The organism is Amycolatopsis jejuensis (assembly GCF_000717335.1).
GTDB lineage: Bacteria > Actinomycetota > Actinomycetes > Mycobacteriales > Pseudonocardiaceae > Amycolatopsis > Amycolatopsis jejuensis.
Genome location: NZ_JNYZ01000024.1, coordinates 149,247 through 173,013, shown reverse-complemented (window position 1 = coordinate 173,013; position 23,767 = coordinate 149,247). Strand labels below are relative to the sequence as shown.

At 70.8% G+C, this 23,767-nt stretch carries 23 protein-coding genes; 12 read left to right on the top strand and 11 right to left on the bottom strand.

From position 1 onward, the window contains the following. Nucleotides 1-181: 181 nt before the first annotated feature. Nucleotides 182-913 (top strand): bifunctional 1-(5-phosphoribosyl)-5-((5-phosphoribosylamino)methylideneamino)imidazole-4-carboxamide isomerase/phosphoribosylanthranilate isomerase PriA, encoded by a 732-nt coding sequence (gene priA, locus OO71_RS30795; RefSeq protein ID WP_033293477.1) that lies wholly within the window; start codon nt 182-184, stop codon nt 911-913. A gap of 333 nt (nt 914-1,246) precedes the next feature. On the opposite strand, the gene OO71_RS30790 is transcribed toward priA, so the two are convergent. From OO71_RS30790 to OO71_RS30775, 4 genes are all read right to left on the bottom strand, one after another. After that, the gene (locus OO71_RS30790; protein ID WP_033293448.1) at nt 1,247-1,630 is read right to left on the bottom strand and encodes a PPOX class F420-dependent oxidoreductase; all 384 of its coding nucleotides are present in this window, start codon (nt 1,628-1,630) and stop codon (nt 1,247-1,249) included. A 16-nt stretch (nt 1,631-1,646) separates the two neighbouring features. Then, complete coding sequence (locus tag OO71_RS30785; protein WP_033293447.1) at nt 1,647-2,612, bottom strand: hypothetical protein; 966 nt, start codon at nt 2,610-2,612, stop codon at nt 1,647-1,649. Beyond that, nucleotides 2,609-3,124: a SigE family RNA polymerase sigma factor gene (locus OO71_RS30780; protein WP_033293446.1), complete on the bottom strand. Its 516-nt coding sequence runs from the start codon at nt 3,122-3,124 to the stop codon at nt 2,609-2,611. Before OO71_RS30780 ends, OO71_RS30785 begins: the two co-directional genes overlap by 4 nt. 80 nt (nt 3,125-3,204) lie before the next feature. Beyond that, nucleotides 3,205-4,428 carry a phytase gene (locus tag OO71_RS30775; RefSeq protein ID WP_211260644.1) on the bottom strand — a complete coding sequence of 408 codons (1,224 nt, stop codon included), beginning with the start codon at nt 4,426-4,428 and terminating at the stop codon, nt 3,205-3,207. An 83-nt stretch (nt 4,429-4,511) separates the two neighbouring features. Between OO71_RS30775 and hisF the strand changes: the two genes are divergently transcribed. Beyond that, on the top strand, nt 4,512-5,285 hold the full coding sequence (gene hisF / locus OO71_RS30770) for an imidazole glycerol phosphate synthase subunit HisF (protein WP_033293445.1): 774 nt from the start codon (nt 4,512-4,514) through the stop codon (nt 5,283-5,285). Further along, a complete protein-coding gene (gene hisI / locus OO71_RS30765; protein ID WP_033293444.1) occupies nt 5,282-5,635 on the top strand; it encodes a phosphoribosyl-AMP cyclohydrolase in 354 nt (117 codons plus the stop codon). Before hisF ends, hisI begins: the two co-directional genes overlap by 4 nt. Before the next feature lie 7 nt (nt 5,636-5,642). Here the strand turns inward: hisI and OO71_RS30760 are convergent, their stop codons facing one another. Next, nucleotides 5,643-6,248: a TetR/AcrR family transcriptional regulator gene (locus OO71_RS30760; RefSeq protein WP_033293443.1), complete on the bottom strand. Its 606-nt coding sequence runs from the start codon at nt 6,246-6,248 to the stop codon at nt 5,643-5,645. Nucleotides 6,249-6,344: 96 nt separating this feature from the next. On the opposite strand from OO71_RS30760, the gene OO71_RS30755 reads away from it, so the two are divergent. From OO71_RS30755 to OO71_RS30730, 6 genes are all read left to right on the top strand, one after another. Then, entirely contained in the window at nt 6,345-7,907 is a 1,563-nt protein-coding gene (locus tag OO71_RS30755) for an anthranilate synthase component I (RefSeq protein ID WP_033293442.1), read from the top strand. Continuing rightward, entirely contained in the window at nt 7,891-8,469 is a 579-nt protein-coding gene (locus tag OO71_RS30750; RefSeq protein ID WP_051792471.1) for a Trp biosynthesis-associated membrane protein, read from the top strand. The genes OO71_RS30755 and OO71_RS30750 overlap by 17 nt, the downstream gene beginning before the upstream one ends. Nucleotides 8,470-8,589: 120 nt before the next feature. Then, the gene (gene trpC / locus OO71_RS30745; RefSeq protein WP_033293441.1) at nt 8,590-9,399 is read left to right on the top strand and encodes an indole-3-glycerol phosphate synthase TrpC; all 810 of its coding nucleotides are present in this window, start codon (nt 8,590-8,592) and stop codon (nt 9,397-9,399) included. After that, complete coding sequence (trpB, locus tag OO71_RS30740) at nt 9,378-10,613, top strand: tryptophan synthase subunit beta (RefSeq protein WP_033293440.1); 1,236 nt, start codon at nt 9,378-9,380, stop codon at nt 10,611-10,613. The genes trpC and trpB overlap by 22 nt, the downstream gene beginning before the upstream one ends. Next, nucleotides 10,610-11,401: a tryptophan synthase subunit alpha gene (trpA, locus tag OO71_RS30735; RefSeq protein WP_033293439.1), complete on the top strand. Its 792-nt coding sequence runs from the start codon at nt 10,610-10,612 to the stop codon at nt 11,399-11,401. The genes trpB and trpA overlap by 4 nt, the downstream gene beginning before the upstream one ends. Nucleotides 11,402-11,643: 242 nt before the next feature. Then, nucleotides 11,644-12,303 (top strand): N-acetylmuramoyl-L-alanine amidase, encoded by a 660-nt coding sequence (locus OO71_RS30730; RefSeq protein ID WP_033293438.1) that lies wholly within the window; start codon nt 11,644-11,646, stop codon nt 12,301-12,303. On the opposite strand, the gene OO71_RS30725 is transcribed toward OO71_RS30730, so the two are convergent. Further along, complete coding sequence (locus OO71_RS30725) at nt 12,300-13,676, bottom strand: type I glutamate--ammonia ligase (protein ID WP_033293437.1); 1,377 nt, start codon at nt 13,674-13,676, stop codon at nt 12,300-12,302. The two genes, OO71_RS30730 and OO71_RS30725, sit on opposite strands and share 4 nt — an antisense overlap. Nucleotides 13,677-13,970: 294 nt before the next feature. On the opposite strand from OO71_RS30725, the gene OO71_RS30720 reads away from it, so the two are divergent. The 3 genes from OO71_RS30720 (at nt 13,971) to lgt (ending at nt 17,411) form a co-directional block, all read left to right on the top strand. Next, nucleotides 13,971-15,107 carry an amidohydrolase family protein gene (locus OO71_RS30720; RefSeq protein ID WP_033293436.1) on the top strand — a complete coding sequence of 379 codons (1,137 nt, stop codon included), beginning with the start codon at nt 13,971-13,973 and terminating at the stop codon, nt 15,105-15,107. After that, nucleotides 15,107-16,285 carry a M20 metallopeptidase family protein gene (locus OO71_RS30715; RefSeq protein ID WP_033293435.1) on the top strand — a complete coding sequence of 393 codons (1,179 nt, stop codon included), beginning with the start codon at nt 15,107-15,109 and terminating at the stop codon, nt 16,283-16,285. The genes OO71_RS30720 and OO71_RS30715 overlap by 1 nt, the downstream gene beginning before the upstream one ends. A gap of 79 nt (nt 16,286-16,364) precedes the next feature. Then, the gene (gene lgt / locus OO71_RS30710) at nt 16,365-17,411 is read left to right on the top strand and encodes a prolipoprotein diacylglyceryl transferase (RefSeq protein WP_033293434.1); all 1,047 of its coding nucleotides are present in this window, start codon (nt 16,365-16,367) and stop codon (nt 17,409-17,411) included. 7 nt (nt 17,412-17,418) lie between these two features. On the opposite strand, the gene OO71_RS30705 is transcribed toward lgt, so the two are convergent. From OO71_RS30705 to OO71_RS30685, 5 genes are all read right to left on the bottom strand, one after another. Beyond that, nucleotides 17,419-18,741, bottom strand: a complete 1,323-nt coding sequence (locus OO71_RS30705; RefSeq protein WP_033293433.1) for an FAD-binding oxidoreductase — start codon at nt 18,739-18,741, stop codon at nt 17,419-17,421. A gap of 44 nt (nt 18,742-18,785) precedes the next feature. Further along, complete coding sequence (locus OO71_RS30700) at nt 18,786-21,482, bottom strand: AfsR/SARP family transcriptional regulator (protein WP_051792470.1); 2,697 nt, start codon at nt 21,480-21,482, stop codon at nt 18,786-18,788. Between the two features lie 69 nt (nt 21,483-21,551). Continuing rightward, a complete protein-coding gene (locus OO71_RS30695; protein WP_033293432.1) occupies nt 21,552-22,442 on the bottom strand; it encodes a hypothetical protein in 891 nt (296 codons plus the stop codon). Continuing rightward, on the bottom strand, nt 22,435-23,397 hold the full coding sequence (locus tag OO71_RS30690; protein WP_033293431.1) for a hypothetical protein: 963 nt from the start codon (nt 23,395-23,397) through the stop codon (nt 22,435-22,437). Before OO71_RS30690 ends, OO71_RS30695 begins: the two co-directional genes overlap by 8 nt. Further along, nucleotides 23,394-23,738, bottom strand: a complete 345-nt coding sequence (locus OO71_RS30685; protein ID WP_033293430.1) for a hypothetical protein — start codon at nt 23,736-23,738, stop codon at nt 23,394-23,396. The genes OO71_RS30690 and OO71_RS30685 overlap by 4 nt, the downstream gene beginning before the upstream one ends. Between the last annotated feature and the right edge of the window lie 29 nt (nt 23,739-23,767).

Below are 23,767 nucleotides of genomic sequence, written 5' to 3'. Positions count from 1 at the left end.
CCCACCCCGGCCCCACCACCCAACACACCTCAAAAACAGCAGACGCGGCACAAAACCCACCACACCAACACGTTAAAACCCAAGGGAACCATCACGGAATTGAGCTTGGGGTGGGGGTGGGGCGGTGGTGCTGGGTATCCCCCGGGGGTGGGCGGCTGGGGTGCGCCTTTAGGCTGTGCGCGTGACTTTCACGCTCCTTCCCGCAGTTGATGTGGCCGATGGCCAGGCGGTTCGACTCGTCCAGGGCGAGGCCGGTACCGAGACGTCTTACGGCAGCCCGCTCGAGGCGGCGCTGGCTTGGCAGCGCGACGGGGCCGAGTGGGTTCATCTGGTGGACCTCGACGCGGCGTTCGGCAAGGGCAGCAACCGGGAGTTGCTTGCCGAGGTCGTCGGGCGGCTTGATGTGCAGGTGGAGCTCTCCGGGGGCATCCGGGACGACGCGTCGCTCGAGGCGGCGCTCGCGACTGGTGCTCGCCGGGTCAATCTCGGTACTGCGGCGCTCGAGGACCCGCTGTGGACGGCGAAGGTCGTCTCGGCCTACGGCGACCGCGTTGCGATCGGGCTCGACGTGCGGATCACCGAGGCCGGGCACCGGCTGTCCGCGCGCGGCTGGACGTCCGACGGCGGCGACCTGTGGGAGGTCCTCGACCGGCTCGACCGGGATGGGGCCAGCCGGTACGTCGTCACCGACGTCAGCAAGGACGGCACCCTTCGCGGGCCGAACCTGGAGCTGCTCCGCGAGGTCACCGCTCGCACCGACGCGCCGGTGATCGCCTCCGGTGGAGTGTCCAGTGTGGACGATCTGCGGGCGCTGGCGGAGCTGTCGTCGGACGGGGTCGAGGGCGCGATCGTCGGGAAAGCCTTGTACGCCGGGGCGTTCACGCTTCCGGAGGCGCTCGCGGCCGTGCGCTAGCACACGACGTGAGGTCGGTGCGCCAGCTCGCCACGCGACGGCGAGGCACGCTTGCTCACGGGGTGCGGTCGGTGCGTCAGCTCAGGATGCGACAGCGATGCAAGCTCGCTCGCGACGTGACGTCGATGCGTCAGCTCACGACGCGACGGCGATGCACGTTCGCTCACGACGCGCTCGCTCACGACGCGACGGCGAGGCACGTCAGCTCACGACGCGCTCGCTCACGACGCAACGGCGAGGCACGTCAGCTCACGACGCGCTCGCTCACGACGCAACGGCGAGGCACGTCAGCTCACGACGCACTCGTTCACGGCGTGACGTCGATGCGTCAGCTCACGGCGTGACGGCGATCGCGATGCCGACGGTGCGCTCCGGTCCGCCGCGCAGGCGGCTGAAGAACATCGTCACCCGGCCGACCACGCCGTAGTCGCGCGCGATCACCTGGAGGGCTCGGGCGCTGGCGGGCGCGTCGAGCAAACGGGCGGTGCCCGTGACCTCGGTGCCGTGCCGCCGGCGGCCTCGGACGTCGCACGCCTGCAGCCGTACCTCGCCGTTGTTGCGGATGCGCTTCACCTTGCCCGCGTTGCGCTCGGAGAACAGCACCAGCTCATCACCGTCGCGGGACGCCCAGACCGGCGTGGCGACGGCACGTCCGTCCCGGCGGAAGGTGGTGAGCACGACGTACTTCTCGGCAGCGAGACGCTCCAGTTCGGACATCTGCCCACCGTAGCGGTCATCCGCCTCCCAGCCAGCTGTAGTCCGGCGCCGGGTCGAGCACCACGCCGTCGGCGACCGCGACGAGCTGCTCCCGCGGCACCCGCCCGGACACGGTGAGCCAGCGTCCCTCCGGCAATCGCACCGTGACGAGCGCGTCGGCCGGACCGGACGCCGGTACGTACGCCCCCGGCAGCCCGCGCAGCGGCACCGGCACCGATCCACCGAGCGGGGGAGAAGCACCGCTGACCATCGCGTGCACCGGCCCGCCCGGACCACTCGCGTCGAGCACCGTGGTTGCGCTCTCCGGGCTGCTCCCGCGAACAGTGGTGGCCTGTTCACGCAATCCGGCGGGCAACGGGCCGAACCGGGCTTCGCCGCGGATCCGCGCCGGTTCGGTGGTGACGGAATCGGCCACCCGCTGGGCAATTTCCCGCGCGCTGGGAACCCCGTCGACCTTCGCGGTGAGTACGTGCGCATCGTCCGGCATCCACGTCAACGTGGCCGCGGTGCCGGTTTCGCCGGTGACCATGCCGACCCGCCCGTGTACCACGACCTGGTCCGGCAACGCCGCAATGCGCAACGCCGTCTGCGCCCATTCCGGGTCGGCCGTCGAGTGCGCGGCCAGCTCCACGCGTCCCGGCCCGGATTGCCATTGCCGCACCTCTGGCGTGATCCCGGGCCCGGCAGAGCGGTACTGCTCGGTGAACCCGTCCGGCAGCCACTTCGCCGTGTATGCGAGCACTGGACGTCCGGCAGCGGGCGTGAGCTGTGCGGGCGCGCCGGACATCGCGCTGACCACCAGCGGTACCCCCGCGGCGACGGCAATCACCGCGGCGGCAACGGCCGCGAGCGCGAGCCGGGGACGACGGCGACGACGCCGCGCCAGCGCCCTTCGTACCTCGAGCCCGCTGGGGGCCCGCTCGGCGAGCCGTTCGAGGCTGTCGCGCAGCAGCGTCTCGGTGTCGTGCTGGGACGCGGTCATTCTTCGGCTCCGGTGGTGAGAACTGCGGGCAACGGACGCGCGCCGGCGCGCAACGTGGCCAGCGCGCGCGAAATTTGGCTGCGGACGGTCGAAACACCGCACCGGAGAAACTCGGCGATCTCGGCGTCGGTGTAGTTCTCGTAGTACCGCAACACGACCGCGGCGCGCTGTTTCCGCGGCAGCGTGGCGAGACGGGCGAGCATCTCGTCGCGCTCGTCGTAGGCGGTGCTGGGATCAGCGGTCGGTGGACCCAGCGAGTCGAGCACCGGATGGCTGGACGGCACCACCCGGCGCGCGGCGCGGCGGCGCCACGACAGGTACTCGTTCGTGATCATCCGGCGGACGTACGTGGGCGGGGAATCGATGCGCGCCCAGCGGGCTTGGGCACGCAGCAGCACCTCTTGCACGATGTCCTGCGCCAGATGCGGGTCGTCGGTGAGGACGGTCGCATAGCGCAGGAGTCCGTCGAGGCGTTCCGCCACGAACTCGTCGAATCCGATGGTCACGATCATTCAGACGCCCGAGAGCGCCGTTTCGATGCACCGGACGCCGGATTCAGCCCATCGAGTACATTCGGTAACTCAAAGATCACTCACAGTACGGAATCGAGGCGCAGGAAGGCGAACCCGGTGGTCGCCTTTCCGGTGACTGCGGGCCGCCGCTCACCGTCGTGCACCACGAGCAGGCCGCGCGGGTAACGCGGACCCAATGCGGCCGTGGTGATCGCCGCGCCGTCGGAGTGTTCGACCGAATCGGTCCCGCGTCCGGCGACGATCCGGAAGTCCCGCAACGGTTTCTGCCGTCCGTTCGCCGAGTACAGCACGAAGCGCGAGTCGCCCTGGCTGGACGCGAGCAGCGTGTGCCCGGCCACGGCCAGCCCCTCGGCGTCGGCGGCGAGCCAGCGCCCGCCGAATCCCGGGTCGGGACCGTCGGGCACGCACTCCTCGGTCGCCTCGTCGTAACGCTGCGGCACCCCGAACGACCGCACCCGATCCACCAGCTCCGGCTTCCCGAAACCTTGGTACGACACGGGAATCCGCCAGATTCCGACGTCCTCCTGTGCGGTGTAGAGAACCCGGCCGGACAGTACCGAGCCCTCCAGCTGCGGGCGTTCGCCGGGCTCCTCGCACGGTGCCCAGGTCGCACCGTTCGGCAGCCGGAACGACGCGGGCAGGTCGACGGTTCCGAGCGGCTCCGTCCCGACCTTCCCGCCGGGCCGCTCGACCAGCCGCAGCAGCGCCACCCGGGTCTCGTGCCGCCGCGTCACCGCGACCCACCGCGTGCCGGTGCGTGGATCGACGCCCGCAGCGAGCCCGTAAGCGGTCCGCTGATCGTCCACTTCGGACTCACTGGCGGAGAAAACCGGTGCCGCAGCAGGATCGGTGACGTCCGTGAGCACTCGCGACCCGGCTGCCGCGCCGCGCAGGTCGATGCGGAACACCCGTACCCGGTCGCGGCCGCGGTCGCTCACCACCGCAAGATCGCCGACCACATCGACGTTGTTGAACCGCCCCGGTGCGGCATCCGCGGCGGGAGCGGGCGGCGCCGGGGTGATCGCGAGTGTGCGGGCTTCCAGGTCGAAGGCGGCGAGCCCGCCCTCCTTCAGCGTGCCGAGGACGACGCTGCGGGCCGGGTCGTGCGGGTGGACCCAGATGGCGGGGTCGTCGGCGTCGGCGTTGGCGGGCGTGGCGGCAGCGTCATCGACAAAGGCCTGGGTCTGCCGCACCGGCGACGGATTGCCGTCCGCGGCGGCGGGTGACGGACCGCACAGTGCGGCTGCCAGCAAGGGAATCGGGAGGAACCGGGCGATACGCACCGGGGGAATCTAGGCCGCGCAGGTGGCCGCCGGGTGAACGACGTGCGGACGGTCCGCCGCAGGCAGGCGGCTAGGCTGGGGGCATGGCTGTTGCGGTACGGGTGATTCCCTGTCTCGACGTCGACGCGGGCCGGGTCGTGAAGGGGGTCAACTTCGCCGACCTGCGGGACGCGGGCGACCCGGTGGAGCTGGCGCGCCGGTACGACGCCGAGGGTGCCGACGAGCTCACTTTCCTCGACGTCACGGCGTCCTCGGGCGACCGCGAAACCACGTTCGACGTGGTCCGCCGCACGGCCGAGCAGGTCTTCATCCCGCTCACCGTCGGTGGCGGCGTGCGGTCCACCGACGACGTCAACCGGCTGCTGCGCACGGGCGCGGACAAGGTCAGCATCAACACCGCCGCGATCGCGCGTCCGGAGCTGTTGCACGAAGCGTCGCGCCGGTTCGGGGCGCAGTGCATCGTGCTGTCGGTCGACGCGCGGCGCGTGCCCGAAGGCGGCGAGCCCACGGCTTCGGGATTCGAGGTCACGACGCACGGCGGCCGCCGGGGTACCGGCATCGACGCGGTGGAATGGGCCGCACGCGGCGAAGAACTGGGCGTGGGCGAGATCCTGCTCAACTCGATGGACGCGGACGGCACCAAGAACGGGTTCGACCTGGAGCTGATCGGCCTGGTGCGCAAAGCCGTGCGGGTGCCGGTGATCGCGAGTGGCGGCGCAGGTGCCACCGAGCACTTCCTGCCCGCGGTGCAGGCAGGCGCGGACGCGGTGCTGGCGGCGAGCGTATTCCACTTCGGACAGTTGACGATCGGCGATGTGAAGGGCGCGCTGCGCACCGGCGGGGTGGTCGTGCGATGAGCCTCGACCCGGAACTGTCCGCGCGGCTCAAGCGCAACGACGACGGCCTGATCGCGGCGGTCGTCGTGGAGCATTCGACATCCGACGTGCTCATGATGGCCTGGATGAACGACGAAGCCCTCGAAGCCACCCTCACCACGCGCCGCGCCACTTATTGGTCGCGCAGCCGCAAGGAACTGTGGGTGAAAGGCGAGACGTCCGGCCATGTGCAGCACGTGCGCGAGGTCCGCATCGACTGCGACGGTGACACCGTGCTGCTGCGTGTCGACCAGACCGGACCGGCTTGCCACACCGGCACACACACGTGTTTCGACACCGCGGAACGGCTTCTGCTGGCCGACAACAGCTAGATAGCAGCTAGTCGATGGCGCCGGTCAGGTAACGCTGCAAGGTGGGCGCGACTGCGCCGACCAGAGTGTCGATCTCGGCTGCCACCATCGGGCGGAAACGCGCCACGTACCGGGTGATGCCGAGGCCGACGAGCTGCGAGGCGCACAGCGAGACCCGCAGGTCCTGCCGGTCGACGCCGGTGTCGCCCAGCAGGTCGGCGATGAACTGGGAGAAGAAATCGCGCAGCACGGTGGCGGCCTGTTCGTGGCTGGCGATGCTGCGGATCAGCGCCTGGAACGTGTCGCCGCCCGCGCCGTCCCAGCGGGTGAGGAACATGCGCACGATCCGGGAGCCGAGCTCGTCGGCGGGACCGGCGCGCAGCGTGTCCACCAGCGCGGCCGGATCGAACGGCAGCTTCAGCACTGCCTGCACGAACAGGCCTTCCTTGCCGCCGAACCAGTGGTTGACCATGGCGGCGTCGACGCCGGCGCGGGCGGCGATCGAGCGGACCGTGGCGCGCTCGTAGCCGTTCTCCGCGAACACCGCGCGGGCTGCGTCGACCAGTGCCGACCGGGTGTCCTGTCCGGCCGGGCGGCGGCCGCGGCGGCGCACGGTAGTGTCTTCGGAACTCACCGGACCATCTTGACCGGTTGCCGCACTAAATTCAACACCGCTTGAATTGAGAGCCCGCCCACGGGCTCGCGCGGCCGTAGCGGCACAATGAAGCGCATGGTCAGCTCAGCAGCCACGTCCCCGGCCGGGCCCGGCCCGGTCAGCCCGTCCCGCGCGGAGTTCCGCGCGCTGGCCGAAAGCCGCCGCGTGATCCCCGTGGTGCGCCGGGTCCTCGCCGACGGCGAAACCCCGCTGGGGGTCTACCGCAAGCTCGCGGCCGACCGGCCCGGCACGTTCCTCTTCGAGACGGCGGAGAACGGGAAATCGTGGTCTCGCTGGTCGTTCGTCGGGGTGCGGAGCCCGGCTGCGCTCACCGTCCGCGACGGGAAGGCCGTCTGGACCGGCACGCCGCCGGTGAACCTGCCCACCGGCGGTGACCCGCTGCAGGTGCTGCGCGCGACCGTGGAGGCCCTGCACAGCGAACCGCTGCCCGGCCTGCCGCCGCTCACCGGCGGCATGGTCGGCTACCTCGGCTACGACTCCGTGCGCTGGCTGGAAAAGCTGCCCGAGCTGGCCGAACGGGACCTCGACATCCCCGAGCTCACGATGCTGCTCGCCACCGATCTCGCCGCGTTCGACCACCACGAGGGCACGGTCACGCTGATCGCGAACGCGGTCAACTGGGACGACTCGGCCGAACGCGTCGATGCCGCGTACGACGACGCGCTGGCCCGGCTGTCGGACATGACCGAGCAGCTGCGCGTGTCCGCTCCGCCGACGGTGGCGACCTTCGACCGGCCAACCCCGGAATTCCGGCGGCACCGCAGCAAAGAAGATTTCCACGCGGCCGTCGACAAGGCGGTGGAAGCGATCAAGGCCGGTGAAGCGTTCCAGATCGTGCCGTCGCAACGCTTCGAGATCGCGACCGGTGCCGACGCGCTCGACGTGTACCGCGTGCTGCGCACCTCCAACCCGAGCCCGTACATGTACCTGCTGCGGCTGGAGGGGTTCGACATCGTCGGCTCGAGCCCAGAGTCGCTGGTGACAGTGCGCGACGGCCGCGCGACCACGCATCCGATCGCGGGCACCCGCTGGCGCGGCGCGGACCCGGAGGAGGACGCGCAGCTGGCCAAGGACCTGCTCGCGGACGACAAGGAGCGCGCCGAGCACCTGATGCTCGTCGACCTGGGCCGCAACGACCTCGGCAAGGTCTGCAAGCCCGGCACGGTGCACGTGGTCGACTTCTTCCAGATCGAGCGCTACAGCCACGTGATGCACATCGTGTCCACGGTCACCGGCGAGCTGAACGACGACGCCACGGCGTTCGACGCGGTCACGGCCTGCTTCCCGGCGGGCACGCTGTCCGGCGCGCCGAAAGTGCGGGCGATGCAGCTGATCGAGGAGCTGGAGCCGGTGCGCCGCGCGCTGTACGGCGGGGTGGTCGGTTACCTGGACTTCGCCGGTGATGCCGACACCGCAATCGCTATCCGGACTGCCCTGATGCGCGACGGGATCGCGTACGTCCAGGCCGGTGGCGGGGTGGTCGCGGACTCGGTGCCGGACTACGAGGACACGGAATCGCTGAACAAGGCCAGGACGGTGCTGTCCGCGATCGCCGCCGCGGGCACCATGGTTCCGGCCGGGGACCTCGATCCGGCCGAGGATGCCGCCGGTGTCTGAGCAACCGGCACCGGCCGCCGCGCGCCGTCCACTGTGGACCATTCTGCTGGCCCTCCTCCTCGGCGCGCTGGCGCTGTGGGGTGCGTCGCGGATGGTGTGGTTCGCCGAGTTCCGCGACGAGGGCCTGCGCGGCACCGTGTTGTACACCGAAAACGGCGAGCAGCGGGCGACCGCGCTGGTGCCGCTGGCGATCCTCGCGCTGGCCGGGGTCGCCGGAGCCGTCGCGACCGGGGGCTGGGCGCGGCGGGTGCTCGGGATCGTGCTCGTCGCGGCCGGGGCGGCCGGAGTGTGGAGCGGCCTCGACGGCATCCGTTTCGGCGGGTTCGCGGCCGGGCTGCCCGGTACCCAGATCGTGCTCGGGCACCTGCTCGCGGTGCTGGGCGGAATTCTCGTGGCGCTCGGCGGGTTGGCAGCGATCAGGTGGGCGGGAACCGCGCGGCGGCTCGGGTCCCGGTACGCCGCGCCGGGGGCGAGGCCCGCCCGGCGGGACCCGGACACCGAGCTGTGGGAGGCACTGTCGGAGGGAAGTGACCCGACCGACCCGCCGGATCCCCGCCGCTGAGCAACCCGGGACCGGACGGTCATCGAGCGGGGGTTAGCATCATTTCGGCGGGAAGGGGAAGGTTTTTGTGAGCGAGCTTGCGAGTGGACCCAGGAGCGGCGCAGCGGATGGGGGAGACCGGTGAGCGTGCTCGAAGACATCGTGGCCGGTGTGCGGGAGGACCTCGCGCAGCGGGAGTCCGCTCTGCCCTTCGACGAGCTGAAGGCCCGGGCGGCACAGGCCCCGCCCGCCCGTGACGTGATGGCGGCGCTGCGCGAGTCCGGTATCGGCGTCATCGCCGAGGTCAAGCGGCGCAGCCCGTCCAAGGGCGACCTGGCCCCGATCCCCGACCCCGCGGCGCTGGCCCGCGACTACGAGGATGCCGGCGCCCGCGTCATCAGCGTCCTCACCGAGCAGCGCCGCTTCGGCGGTTCGCTCGCCGACCTCGACGCGGTGCGTACCGCCGTCGACATTCCCGTGCTGCGCAAGGACTTCATCGTCAGCCCGTACCAGGTGCACGAGGCCCGTCTGCACGGCGCGGACATGGTGCTGCTGATCGTGGCCGCGCTGGAGCAGAACGCCCTCGCCGCGCTGCTCGACCGGGTCGAATCGCTCGGCATGACGGCGCTCGTGGAGATCCACAACGCCGAGGAGGCCGACCGCGCGCTCGAGGCCGGGGCCAAGGTCATCGGCGTCAACGCGCGCAACCTGCACACGCTGGAAGTGGACCGCGACGTGTTCTCCCGCCTCGCGCCCGGTCTGCCGATGGACGTGTTCAAGGTCGCCGAGTCCGGCGTCCGCGGCCCGGGCGACCTGATGTCGTACGCCGGTCATGGCGCGGACGCGGTGCTGGTCGGCGAGGGCCTGGTGGCTTCCGGAGACCCGAAGGGCGCGGTCGTCAAGCTCGTCACCGCCGGTTCGCACCCCGCCTGCCCGAGGCCCTCGCGGTGACCGAGCACGGCAAGCACGACCCGGACGAGCGCGGTTACTACGGGCCCTACGGTGGCCGGTTCATGCCGGAAGCGCTCATCGGCGTCGTCGACGAGGTCGCGGCGGAGTACGAAAAAGCCCGCCACGACCCCGGTTTCACCGGTGAGCTGCGCCGCCTGCTCACCGAGTACGCCGGACGTCCGTCGCTGCTCACCGAGGCCAAGCGGTTCGGCGAGCACGCCGGTGGCGCGCGGGTGTTCCTCAAGCGCGAAGATCTCAACCACACCGGGTCGCACAAGATCAACAACGTGCTGGGCCAGGCGCTGCTCACCGTGCGGATGGGCAAGAAGCGGGTCATCGCGGAGACCGGGGCAGGTCAGCACGGCGTCGCCACCGCCACCGCGTGCGCGCTGCTGGGTCTCGACTGTGTGGTGTACATGGGCGAGGTCGACACCGAGCGGCAGTCGCTGAACGTCGCGCGGATGAAACTGCTGGGCGCCGAGGTCGTGCCGGTGAAAACCGGGTCGCGCACGCTGAAGGACGCGATCAACGAGGCGCTGCGCGACTGGGTCACCAACGCGGACAGCACGCATTACCTCTTCGGCACCGCGGCCGGGCCGTACCCGTTCCCGATGATGGTGCGCAATTTCCACCACGTCATCGGCGAGGAAGCGCGGGCGCAGATCCTGGAGAAGGCCGGACGGCTGCCGGACGTCGTCGCGGCGTGCGTCGGCGGCGGGTCGAACGCGATCGGGATCTTCTCCGGGTTCTACGACGACGCGTCGGTGCGGCTGGTCGGCCTGGAGCCGGGCGGCGAGGGCATCGACGGCAACCGGCACGGCGCCACGCTCACCAAGGGCTCTCCGGGCAACCTGCACGGCGCGATGTCGTACCTGCTGCAGGACGAGGACGGCCAGACGGTCGAATCGCATTCGATCTCGGCCGGGCTCGACTACCCGGGCGTCGGCCCGGAACACGCGTGGCTCAAGGATTCCGGCCGCGCCGAGTACCGGCCGGTCACCGACGCCGAGGCGATGGACGCGTTCCGGCTGCTCTCCCGCACCGAGGGCATCATCCCGGCCATCGAATCGGCGCACGCGCTGGCCGGTGCCCTGGAACTGGGCCGTGAGCTGGGACCGGACGGGCTGATCGTGGTCAACCTCTCGGGGCGCGGCGACAAGGACATGGACACCGCGGCCAAGTGGTTCGGGCTCGTGGACGGGGAGGGCAAGTGAGCGGCCTCGACGACCTGTTCGCGGCGACGCGGGCGGAGCACCGGGCCGCGCTGGTCGGCTACCTGCCCGCCGGATTCCCCACCGTCGAGGGCTCGAAAGACCTGCTGGCGGCCACCATCGACGGCGGGGCGGACCTGGTCGAGGTCGGCGTTCCGTACTCGGATCCGGTGATGGACGGGCCCACGATCCAGGCGGCGGCCGAGACTGCGCTGTCGGGCGGGTTCCGGCTGAAGCAGCTGTTCGAGGTCGTGGAGTCGGTGTCGGCGCGGGGTGGCCGGGCCGTCGTGATGACGTACTGGAACCCGGTGCACCGCTACGGCGTCGACGCGTTCGCGCGCGACCTCGCTGCGGCCGGTGGCCTGGGTTTGATCACGCCGGACCTGATCCCGGACGAGGCCGACGAGTGGATGGCGGCTTCCGCGGCACACGGGCTGGACCGGATCTTCCTGGTGGCGCCGTCGTCGTCGGAGGAACGCCTGGCGAAGACCACGGCAGCGTCGTCTGGCTTCGTGTACGCGACGGCGGTCATGGGGGTCACGGGCGCGCGCGACGCGGTCGGGGTGCACGCGGAGGACCTGGTGCGGCGCACGCGGGCCCATACGGAGCTGCCGATCGGGGTCGGTCTTGGGGTTCGTTCCCGGGAACAGGCCGCGCAGGTGGCCGGGTTCGCGGATGCGGTGATCGTGGGATCGGCGCTGGTCACGGCTTCGGCGGACGGCCCGGATGGGGTGCGTGCGCTGGCCGGGGAGCTGGCTTCGGGCGTGCGTGAGGCGGTTGCTCCGGCCTGAGTCGCCGGAAACTGTCGGTGGTCGTTCGTACCCTCTCGGTATGCAGATGAACGACATCAACTCCGGCCCGTGGGTGCAGTGGTGGCAGCGGCGCCGGGCCGGAATCCGCCACCGTCTCCGCGCTTGGCGATCGCGGCTGTTTCCCGCACGACGAGGTCGCCCCGCTGTTCGGCACGGTCCTGATCGGGCGCGGCTGAGCGGGTTGTACAGATCGTGTACGTCGTCCGCGCACAGTGCCGGGCATGGCTTTCGACATCGGACAACTGCCGCGCCGCTCGTTTCTGCGCGGGGTCACCGGGATGAGCGCTGCCGTGGCAGCGGGGCTCGTGCTGCCCGGTCAGGCGTCGGCCGCGGGCGAGCCGCGGATCTACAGCTGTGCCGAGTGGGGTGCGCGCCCGCCTGCCGATCCGCTCACCACGCTCGGCCATCCGGCCGATCGCGTCCTCATCCACCACATCGACTGTCCCAACAGCACCGACTACTCGCTCGAGCATGCGTTCCAGGTAGCGCGCAACGACCAGGCCGACCACATCGACAACAACGGCTGGTCGGATACCGGGCAGCACTTCACGGTGTCCCGTGGCGGGTACCGGCTGGAGGGGCGCCACGGCAGTCTCGACGCGTTGCGCAGTGGCCGCAAGATCGTCCGCGCGGCGCATTGCCCCGGCCAGAACGACAACGCGATCGGGATCGAGAACGAGGGTACGTACATGCAGGTCGTGCCCCCGAAAGCGCAGTGGGAGTCGCTGGTGGTGTTCGTGGCGTACGTGTGCCGTCAGTACGGCATTCCGGTGGCGGAAATCAAGGGGCACCGCGACTTCTACAACACCGACTGCCCGGGCGACCAGCTGTACGCGAAGCTGCCCGAGCTGCGGTCCCGAGTGGCGGCGGTGCTTGGTTAATGCCGCCAGCGCATCACGCGGCACAGCTCGGCGGGCTCGAGCGAGCCGAGTTCGGCGACCTCGGCGCGACGGATGTCCATGAGTGTGGTGGCGAGCTGCGGTCCGAAAGCGGACGGCAGTACGTCGTCGGTTTCGAAGGCGGTGATTGCTTCGGTCAGTGAGATCGGGAGCCGGGTCACGCCTGCGGCGGTGGCTTCGGCGGGCGAGAGCGTGCCGGGGTCGACGTCGACCGGGTCGGGCAGCTGGGCGTCGGCGGCGATGCCTGCTTCGCCGGCGAAAAGCAGGGCTGCCGTGGCGAGGTACGGGTTGGCGGTGAGGTCGAAGGACTTCACTTCCAGGTTGGCTGCGGTGTCGCGTTGACCGGCCGCGCCGCGGATCAGGCGTAGTGGGGTTTCGCGGTTTTCCAAGCCCCACGCGGTGAACACGCCTGCCCAGTGGTGCGGTTCGAGCCGCAGGTAGCTGACCACCGACGGTGCGCCCACTGCGAGCAGCGCAGGCAACCGGCCGAGGATGCCCGCGCCGAAGGACGCTGCGGTGTCGGTGAGCTCGAACGGTCCGGTCCCGCCTGCACAGAGGTTGCGGTCGCCGTCCCACAGGCTGAGGTGCACGTGACCGCCGTTGCCGACGCCGCCGGGCTCGAACTTCGGTGTGAACGATGCGCGCATGCCGTACGCGTCGGTCACTGCGCGCACGGTTTCCCTCGTGAGCACAGCCAAATCCGCCGCGCGTACCGGATCCGCCGGTGCGATGGACAGCTCGAACTGCCCGGCCGCGTACTCCGGGTGGATCTGCTCCACGTCCATCTGCTGACTGTCCAAAGCGGACACGACGGCGCGGAGGTAGTCGTTGTGCGCGCTCAGTCGGGGGTACCCGTAGGCCGGGCCGGGAAGGGGTACCTCATCGGCGTCGGTGACCACCCATTCCAGCTCGAACGCCATCCGCACGCTCAGGCCGCGGTCGGCGAGCCGGGCGGCGGCGGTGGCGGCGAGGGCGCGTGAGTCCTGCGGATGCGGGTGGCCGTCCTGGTCGTACCGGAGCACCGGCGCCCACGCCCAGCCGGGCTGTGCGGCGAGCACGGTGAGCGCGTCGAGGTCGGGGTGCAGGCGCAGGTCGCCGACCGGGCCGAGGGAATGCGTGCCGCTTGCGATCGTGTCGGTGGAGAGGAAGAAGTCGAACGAGTTCGAGGCGCCGACGCCCCACGCCGCGGCCTGCGCCAGCCGTCCGACCGGGACCGCTTTGACCCGCGAAACGCCGGAATTGTCCACAAAACTCAGTGCGACAAGCTCAACCCCGGCCTGCCCCAGCCGCGCCGCTGCGACGGCTCCGAGCTCGGCGAGCCGGTCCCGATCCAGGCCATGCGATGCAGCTGCCATGACGTTCCCCTCTCCGAGTGCGCACCCCAGCCTGCCGCCTGTCGCGTGTGCTCGCTCGCCGATGTCGCCATGGCGGCCCGTTCGGACGCGAACGTCGCCCGTTGGTTGCGGCGGCATGGTGGTCTCTGCGCGGTTGGTTCTGGCGGCACGGTGGTCTCGGTGCAGATGGTTGCGGCGGCACGGTGCCTCCGCGCGGATCTGGTTGCGTCCAGGGGGTTCCGCTGCTCCGGCGGTCGTCGTCGCGGCGTCCGGGTTCGCCCGTAGGGTGGGGAAGAGGCTTGCCGAGGGAGTCGTATGACCGGACTGCTGGATTTCGTGGCCGACCTGCCGCTGGTCGACCACCATTGCCACGGCGTACGCACCCGCGGCGTCGATCGCGACGGCTTCGAGCGGATGCTCACCGAGGCAGACACCGTGTCGCCGCTGGGCGTGTCGTTGTTCGACTCGCTCATCGGCCTCGCCGTGCGCGAACGCTGCGCGCCCGTGCTGGACTTGCCGAAGCACGCCCCGGCCGACGACTACCTCGCGCGTCGCGCCGAACTGGGCGCGGAGGAGGTCAACCGACGTTTTCTGCGCGCCAGCGGCACCACCGACTACCTGCTCGACAGCGGATTCCTGCCCGAATCCCTCACTGCCACCACGGAATTCGCCGACCTCGCCGACGCTCGCGCCCATGAGGTGGTCCGGCTGGAACAGGTCGCGGAAGACGTGGTGCGGAAAGGGACCACCGCCGCCGGGTTCACTGCGGATTTCGCGGCCGAGCTCGATCGTCGCACCGCAAATGCAGTCGGGGTGAAGTCGATTGCGGCGTACCGCGTGGGGCTCGAGCTGTCCGGGGAACGTCCGGAACCGGACGAGGTCGCCGATGCCGCCGGGCGCTGGCTCGCGCGCGTCGACACCGGACAAGCACCCAGGCTGGCCGACGAGGTGCTGCACCGCCATCTGATCTGGGCCGGAATCGACCGTCGGCTGCCCGTGCAGTTCCACGTCGGCTACGGCGATGCCGACGTCGACCTCCATCGCTGCGATCCGCTCCGGCTCACCGCCCTGCTGCGCGCGACCCGCGACGCCGGGGTGCCGATCCTGCTGCTGCACAACTATCCGTTCCACCGCAACGCCGCGTACCTCGCGCAGGTCTTCGAGCACGTGTTCGTCGACGTCGGTCTGATCACGCACAACGCCGGTTTCCGCGCGCCCGCAATCCTCGCCGAGGTGCTGGAGGTAGCGCCGTTCGGCAAGCTGCTGTTCTCCACCGACGCGTTCGGGCTGGCCGAGCTGTACCACCTGGGTACCGCGCTGTTCCGGCAAGGACTGTCGGACTTCCTGCGCGCCGCCCTTGCCGCCGACGCACTGTCCGAAGTGGACGCGATCCGGCTGTCCCGCTTGGCCGGACACGAAAACGCGGCCCGGATCTACCGGCTGGAGCGGTGATGGATTTCGTCGAGCAGTGGCGGGCCGCGCTGGTCGAGGAGCTGCCCGCCGCGGTCGAGCTGCGGCATCGGCTGCATGCCGACCCGCGCGGGTCGGGCGACGAGGAGGACACTGCGCGCATCGTGGCGGCGGCGATCGGTGGCGACGCGGAGCGGGTCGCGAGCACCGGGCGGCTGATCGAGCTGCCGGGTGAGCATCCCGGTCCGGCTGTCGCGCTGAGGGCCGAGCTGGACGCGCTGCCGGTCGACGAGCGCACTGGCGTGCCGTGGGCGTCGAAGACCGGGCTGATGCACGCCTGCGGCCACGACGTGCACCTCGCCGCACTGGTCGCGGTCTGCCGGGCGGCCCGGGAGGTCAGCACCCCGCGTCCGCTGGTCGCGGTGCTGCAGCCGCGGGAGGAGACGTCGCCGTCCGGTGCGCTGGACCTGGTCGAATCCGGTGTACTCGAGGAGCACGCGGTCGATACGGTGATCGGCGCGCACGTCCAGCCGCGGCTGCCGTATGGCGTCGTTTCGGCGGCGCCCGGGCCGGTGAACGCGTCCACCGACGAGTTCGAGATCGTGCTGCACGGCCAGGGCGGGCACGCCGGGTACCCGCATCTGCTGCGTGACCCGGTGCTCGCGCTCAGCCAGCTGGTGGTGAGCCTGCAGCAGATCGCGAGCCGCCGGATCGACCCGGTGCACGGCACGGTGTGCACGGTGGGCCGGATCCGCGCGGGCACGGCGGCGAACGTGGTGCCGAACAGTGCGTCGGCGTTCGGTTCGCTGCGGCTCATGCGCGCCAGCGACCGGGACCAGGCGCTGGAGGCGCTCACCGACATCGTGCACGCCACCGCGCGCGCCTACGGCTGTACTGCCGACCTGCGGATCAGCCCGTGCGAGCCAGTACTGGTGAACGACCCGGCACTGGCCGCGGCCGCGCAGACGTGGCTGGTGCGCGGCGGCGCGGACGTAGACGTGGACTTCCGCTCCTTCGGCGCCGACGACTTCGCGCACTACTGCGGTGGCGGCACCCGCGGCCTGATGCTGTTCGTCGGCCTCGGCGAGACGGCGGGCGCGCCCAGCCTGCACGACGAAGTGTTCCTGCCCGAGGACGACGCGGTCGGGCAGGTCGCGAACGCGCTGCTGGCCGGGTACCTCGCCGCGGTGTCCGATCCGGAGTACCCGGAGCGGCCGTGACCGGGCTGTGACCAGGTCTTGACGAAGGGTTCGGCGGCACCGGGACCACGGCCCGCGGCCGACGCGCTACGGTGGCCGCGTGTACTCCGCAGCCTTCCTGGCCACGATCCCGAGTCCTGACCGCGGCGTCTGGCACCTGGGACCGATCCCCATCCGTGCCTACGCGCTCTGCATCATCGCCGGCATCATCGTCGCGATCTGGTGGGGCGAACGGCGCTGGGTGGCGCGCGGCGGCACGAAGGGGACCGTGCTCGACATCGCCGTGTTCGCGGTGCCGTTCGGACTCGTCGGCGGGCGGCTGTACCACGTCATCACCGACCCGGAGCTGTACTTCGTCGAGGGCAAGAACCCGTGGAACGCGTTCGCGATCTGGGACGGCGGTCTCGGCATCTGGGGCGCGATCGCGCTGGGTGCGGTCGGCGCGCTGATCGCCTGCCGCCGCAAGGAAATCCCGCTGGCCGCGCTGGCGGACGCGGTCGCGCCGGGCATCATCGTGGCGCAGGCCATCGGGCGGCTCGGCAACTACTTCAACCAGGAACTGTACGGCGCGCACACCGATCTGCCGTGGGGCCTGGAGATCTACCAGCGCTTCGACCCGGTGACCGGCGCCCCGGACGCCCTCGGCGGCGTCGCGACCGGGAACATCCCGCTGCCGGACAGCCCGGTGCACCCGACGTTCCTGTACGAGCTGATCTGGAACCTGCTGATCGCGCTGGTCGTGGTGTGGGCCGACCGCCGTTTCAAGCTCGGCCACGGCCGCGCGTTCGCCCTGTACGTCGCGGGGTACACGGTCGGTCGCTGCTGGATCGAGCTGATGCGTACCGACACGGCGAACCACATCCTGGGACTGCGGGTCAACGTGTGGACGTCGATCCTGCTCTTCGCGGGTGCGGTGGTGTACTTCGTGCTCGCCGGTCGCCGCGGGCCGCGGGAGGCGTCGGAAACGTTGCGGAGCAAGGGAGACGACTCGGACGGGGCGGAGCCGCCCGCCGGTGACGAGAAGCCCGACCCGAAGCCTGACGAGAAGCCGGACCAGGCCGAGGACCAGGCCGGGGACCAGGCTCAGGAAACCAAGGTCGACGCCGGGTCGTCTTCCGGCGAGAACGGCAAGTCCGAGAAGTCCTGAGCCGGGATCACCCCGGTGCCACGTTGTGGTTCAGCCGGAACACATTGGCCGGATCGTAAGTGCGTTTGAGTACGGCCAGGCGGCGGTGGTTGGGGCCGTAAGCGGATTTGACGCGGTCCGCGCCTTCGTTGCCGAGGTTGTTGACGTACACCGCGTCTTCCAGGTGCGGTGCCAGGGAATCGAACGCGCGACGGGCCCAGCTCACGAGCTCGTCGGTGCGGGCCGGGTCGGTCCATTGGGCCAGGATGAGCAGGTCGTACTGCGGGGTGCGGTGCGGGAACGCGGTGGCGTCCACCGGCACGCGGGCGGCGGCGCCGCGCAGGCCTTGCAGGCCGATGCCGGTTTCCGGGACCGGGATGGTCGGCGCGAGAGTGAGCAGGGCGTCGACGGCAGCGTCGGTGAGGTGGCGCAGGTAGCCGGACTTCCAGTAATGCTGACGTCCGCGTGGGAAACTGGCGTCGGGCAGGCGTTGCCAGTCCAGGTAGGAAATCGGCGCGACGGAATCCTCGCGGGGTGAGCCGAAAGCACGCAGTGGCCGGAGTACGCGCTCGCCCTCGTCGAGATCGCCGGACCAGCAGACGATCAGGGTGACGCCCGGGTTTCCGTCGGCGTCGATGCCAAGCGAGACCGAGCTGGTCAGCTCGTCGGGGGCGTCGGTCATGAAGCGATGGTGCTCGTGCAGGACATCGCGCGCGGCGGACCATGGGTAGGTCAGCGCTCCCGCGAGGACCTGCGTGACCGGGTGCAGGCGATAGTGGAACTGCGTCACGACGCCGAGGTTGCCGCTGCCGCCGCGCAGTCCCCAGAGCAGGTCGGAATCGTGTCCCACGGCCAGAATGTCGCCGTCGGCGGTCACCACCTCGGCGCCGATCAGGTTGTCGCACGCCAGGCCGCGCGAGCCGTTGAGCCAGCCGAGCCCGCGGCCGAGGGTGAGCCCGGCAATGCCGGTTCCCGACATGACGCCGAGCGGTGTGGCAAGGCCGTGGCGCTGGGTGGCGGCGTCGAGGTCGCCGAGCAGCAGCCCGGCCCCGGCGCGCGCGAGCCGCTGCCCGGGCTCGACCGTCACGGTCTTCATCCCGGACAGGTCGAGCACGATTCCGCCGTCGCACACGGCATTTCCGGCTACTCCGTGCCCGCCGCTGCGCACAGCCAGCGGCAGGTCGTGCGTGCGGGCGTACCGGATTCCCGCGGCGACGTCGGTGGCGTTGCGGCAGCGCAGAATCGCCAGCGGACGGCGGTCGATCATGGCGTTGAACACCGCGCGGGCGTCGTCGTACCCGGGATCGCCGGGGCGGACAGCGGGAACGGCGAGGTCGGCGATCGCGGTCATGGCAGCCTCCTGGTCGGGTTCGCGACCCAGTCTCGTGACCCGGGCTAATCGTCGGCTAATCGCGGGATACCTGTCTCGTCGCGCAGCCGGGCGGCTTCGGCGTTGAGCGCCGCGGCCTGGTCGGGACGGTCGGCGACCTCGGCGAGCCCTTCGAGAGCTTCTGCCGTTCCGGCGCGATGTCCGATGCGGCGGCAGACCTCGAGGGCGGCCTGCAGAGCGGCTCGCGCATCGGCGGTCCGGGATGCGGCGAGCGCGATCTTCGCGGCCAGCCGCAGCGCCGAAGCTTCGCCCTCCGCGTAGCTGACCTCGCGGTACCGCGCCAACGCTTCGTCGGCCAGCCGGGCGGCCTGCTCGGCGTCGCCCCACCGGTGCTCGATCGAAGCCAGGACGTCGCGCGCCAGGCCACGCGCGATGCTCTCGCCGACCTCCTCCGCATGGGCCAGCGCTTGCAGGGCCACGGCGCGCGCCGCGTCGGGTTCGCGACGGTCGCGGTGCAGCCGGGCGAGCTGGGCCTCGGCGAGCGAAGCGCCCCAGACATCGCCTCCGGCCAGCGACAGGCTGACGCCGTCTTCGTACCGCTGCTGGGCGCGGTCGTAGCGGCCACGGGCCCAGTCGACGGTGGCGAGCAATGCCAGCGCATCGCCCGTCCAGGATGGTTCGTCGTGCTTTCGCCCGAGCGCGAGTTGCTCGCCCGCCAGCCGTTCGGTGTCGGCGAGATCGGCGCGGCCCAGGTGTAGCAGGGAAGCCGCGGCCAGCAGCGGCAGGCGCTGGGTTCCCGAGTCGACGGACGCGAGGGCCTTGCGGAGCCAGTACAGGCCCTCGTCCCGCGCGCCTCGGAGATCCCAGTAGTGCCATAGGCAATTGACCAGGCGTACCCCGCGTTGTGAGTCGTGAGCGAACGACCAGGCCAAAGCAGCTCGTAAGTTGGCGCGTTCGGTGTGCAGCCGTTCGAGCCACTGTCCCGAATGCGGCGCGAACAGCCGTGCCTGCGCCTCTTCGGCCACGGCGAGGTAGTGGGCGGCGTGCTGTTCGGCGACCCGGCTGTCCGGACCGAGCTGACCGGACGCGTAGGCTCGCACGGTCTCCAGCAGCCGGTATCGCTGCTCGTCGAACTGCACCAGCGAGGACGCCACGAGCCGCGCCAGCGGAAGCTCGGCCGAGCCGTCGCTGACCGCGTTGGCCGCCGCGAGGTCGAACTGCCCGGGGAAGACGGAAAGCCGGGCGAACAGGGTCCGCTCGGCGGCTCCGAGCAACGCGTGTCCCCAGGCCAAGGTCGCCGCGAGACTGCGGTGGCGCGGGTCGGCGGCGCGCGTGACGGATTCCAAGAGCGCGAACGGTTCGCGGAGGCCGTCGACGAGTTTCGTGAGCGGGAGCGTCGCCGCGCGGGCGGCGGCCAGTTCGATGGCGAGCGGCAAACCGTCCAGCCGGCGGCACAATTCGGCAACGAGCGCCTCGTTGTCGGCGGTCACGGTGAATCCGGACCCGGCAGCCGCGGCGCGATCCTCGAAGAGCTGCACGGCGGCCCCTTCCGCGGCGAGCGGCCGTACTGCATAGACCCGTTCGCCCGGTACGCCAAGGGTTTCGCGGCTGGTCGCCACCACCCGCAGCGGTGCTGCTGTGGCGAGCAAAAGCTGTACGAGCGTTGCGGTTTCGGCCACGAGATGCTCGCAGTTGTCCAGCACGAGCAGGGCCGGTCGCCCGTCGAGCGAAGCCGCAATGGTCCGGACCAATGGCTGCCCAGGCTCGGCCCGCACGCCCAGCGCCTCGGCGACCAGCCCCGGCATCAGGGCCGCGTCGGCGAGCGGGGCGAGATCGACGACCACCGCACCGGCTTCCCGGCACGCGATTTCCGTTGCCAGCCTGGTTTTCCCGACCCCGCCCGGACCGGTCAGCGTGACCAGCCGATGTGTCTGCAGCAGAGCGTTGAGTTGTTCGAGGTCCGCGGCGCGCCCGACGAACGAGCCGAGCGGAGCGGGTACGACGGCGGTGCTTGCCGGGTGCAACTCCGGATCGTGCCGCAGCACCGCGAGATGGAGATCGTTCAGCCGCTTTTCCGGTTCGACGCCCAGCTCTGTGGCGAGCACCGTCCGCAGGTGCCGGTACGCCGCCAGCGCTTCAGCCTGCCGACCGCAGCGGTACAGCGCGAGCATCAGCAGCTCGCAGACGTCCTCGCGCAGCGGATGCTCGGCAGCCAGCGTCTCGAGCTCGGCCACGATCGCGCGGTGGTGACCCAGCCGGAGTTCGGCGTCGGCAAGGAGGGCGCGCGCCTCGACGCGCAGCTCGTCCAAATGCCGGGCCGCCACGCGGGCGAACGTCTCTTCGACGCCGGCGAGCGCCGGACCACGCCACTCGGCCAGTGCGTTGGCGAGTAGCTTTGCGGCTTTCCCCGGCGCTTCGAGGTCGCGCCGCGCCTCCGCCACCGCAGCCTCGAACCGCGCGACGTCCACCTGCTGGGCCGGTACCTCGGCCGCGTACCCGCCGTCGCGCGTGATCAGTGTCCGGGGACCGAGCGCGCGCCGTAACGCCGCGACCGCCCCGTGCACCATCGTCGCCGCGGAGGACGGCGCCGGAGCCGGCCACAGCAACTCGACCAGTTGCTCCACCGGCAGGCTCCGGCCCCGCTCCAGCAGCAACGCAGCCAGCACCGCCCGGCGGCGCGGACTCCCGAGCGCCAGCGGGGCACCGGTGCCGTCGAGCGCAGTCACCGGACCCAGCAGGCGGAAGGACACCTCAGTGCTCACACGTAACCCTGCGGCGCGGCATCGGGCCAGGTCAAGCGTTCCTGCTCAGCCGCTCAGCTGGTCAGTCGCTCAGCCGAGGGGGGAGTTACCGAAGTAGTCGTCATCGCCAGGGTCCTCCCGCCGAACCCGCCGCCCAGCCGACGGCGGCGACCCGGACGGCGAGGATGGCGGGCTTGGCCGGGATGACGGGGATGGCGGCGACCCGGGCGAGTGCGACGCCTCCGAGCCGCGCTCCGCGAGCGGGTCGGTGAAGTCGTCCTCCGCCGGTTCGGTGCCGTGCCGCCTGGGCGGAACTGATTGTCCGGGCGGGGTGAGTGGGTGGTTTGCTGCATGATCCGCCGCGTCTGGTGCTGAGCGGTGGGATGTGTGACGGTCGGCGTGTGGGCCGTTTGCTGCATAATCCCGCGCGCCCGGGGCCGGTCGGGCGGTGCCGTGGTCCGCGAGTGGATCGGTTGCTGCATAATCCGCCGCATCCGCTGCCGAACCGCCCGGGCGAGCCGAGCCATCATCAGCGAGCGGATCCTCTGCCGAATCCGGAGAAGCTGAAACCGGCCGGGAAGGGGCGTCCGCCAAAAGGTCGCGCGAACCGGTACGTGCTTCCAGAACCTCCTCCGCCGTAAGGCCTTCCTCCAGTTCCTCCAGGATGTCCTTCGCCTCGCCCAGGCGGTCCGATGCCAGCGCTCGTACCTCCGGGTCGGCGAAAGCTCGTCCCGTTGCGACGTCTGCCCACGTCAGCTCGCCCGCGTCCACTTTGCGCTTCACCACGCGCAGCTCGGCGGGCGCGTCCGGGCGGGAGGCGGCCTTCTTGATTGCCTCCACCCGTTCCGGAGTGTCCAGTCGCGGCAACGGTTTCAGCCGGATCTTGTCCAGTTCCTTCAACAGCTCCCGGGAACTGCGCACACTCCGGTCGAGCGCTGCTTCGGCCTCGCGGATCTCCGGCGTCTTCCAGGCGTCAGTCATCGATGCTCCCGCTGATCCGGCCGCTTGCCCGCCGCTCGGCATTCTTGTGTGCCTGCTTGGTCGATTCCTTCGCGCCGTCCCATGCCTTCTCGCCGATTTCCCGCGTCGACTTGCCGATGTCCTTCACATCCCCGGCGATGTCCCCGGCCGTGCCCTTGACCTCTTTGCCGACCGCCATCAGGTCACCCATGCTGCGGACGTCTTTGATCTTCGCGAGCTGCGACCCCAGATCCTTGATCGACGACCACATCTCGCCGACCTTCTCGATGATGTCCTTGATCATCTCGATGATCGACAGGAGTGCGTTGATCAGCGGCAGGATCTCGGTGAGCCCGGTGATCGCGTCGGCGATCCAGCCTGCGATCGGGACGCACGCCTCCGCGGCCATCACCAGCAGCCGGTCGATGAGGCTGCGCAGCAGGTCCAACGCCTTGGCCGCCAGCTTCTTCGACGTCTCCGCCAGGAGCTCGAACCCCTTGGCGATCAGCTCGGCGATCCCGGCCTCGGCGGTCAGCGCGGCCCGCCAGCCACCGTCCACATAGGCCCGGTGCGCCAGCGCGGCCGGGCCGGTCCAGTGTTCCGCGAGCACCTTCTCGTTGCCGGTCATCACCGTGGAGAACGCCTTGATCGACGTCGCGACGTTGCGCCACGCCTCGGCGTTGCCGCTGATCTTCGAGAAATCCCCGGTGATCGGCTTGATGAACTGCTCGGTGAGGGTGTGCCCGGTGAGCTTCTCGTAAATCCACTCGACCGCCATCACCTCGACCCCGGCGTCCTTCACCAGCGCCTGGATGTCCTCGCCCGGCGAGATCTCCGGGGGCTTCAGCGGTTCGGTGATCGCGCCGCCGTCGTCGTACCCGCCGGGCGCCTGGCCACCCGCACTGGGCGCCTCCGCGCCGCGTTCCGGCCCGGAATCGTGCTTGCGCTTCTTGGTCGCGCCGCCGTGCCTGCTCATCCCTGCCCGGTCCCGATTTGCTCGGCCGCCGTGCCGAACTCGGCGAGGAACTTCGCCCAGCTCGCGTCGTGGGCCGCGTAGTGGTCGGCGGCCGAGCGCATCCCGTCGCTCAGTGCGGTGAGCCGGGCGTCGCCGAACTTCAGCGTTTCGCCGTAGAGATCGCGCACCATCCCGACCACGGGCTGCAGCACCGTGAACAGGCCGGTGAAGCCTGCCGTGTCGCAGGCCGTCGCGCGGACGTACTGGTCGATCTTGCGGACCGGGGCGTGCAGCCCCTCCACCGCCTGCGCGTAGTCCCGCATCGCCTGCGGGTCGACTTCCAGTGCCATTTCCATTGCCATGCGAACCCCTCCCCATGATCATCCGGACG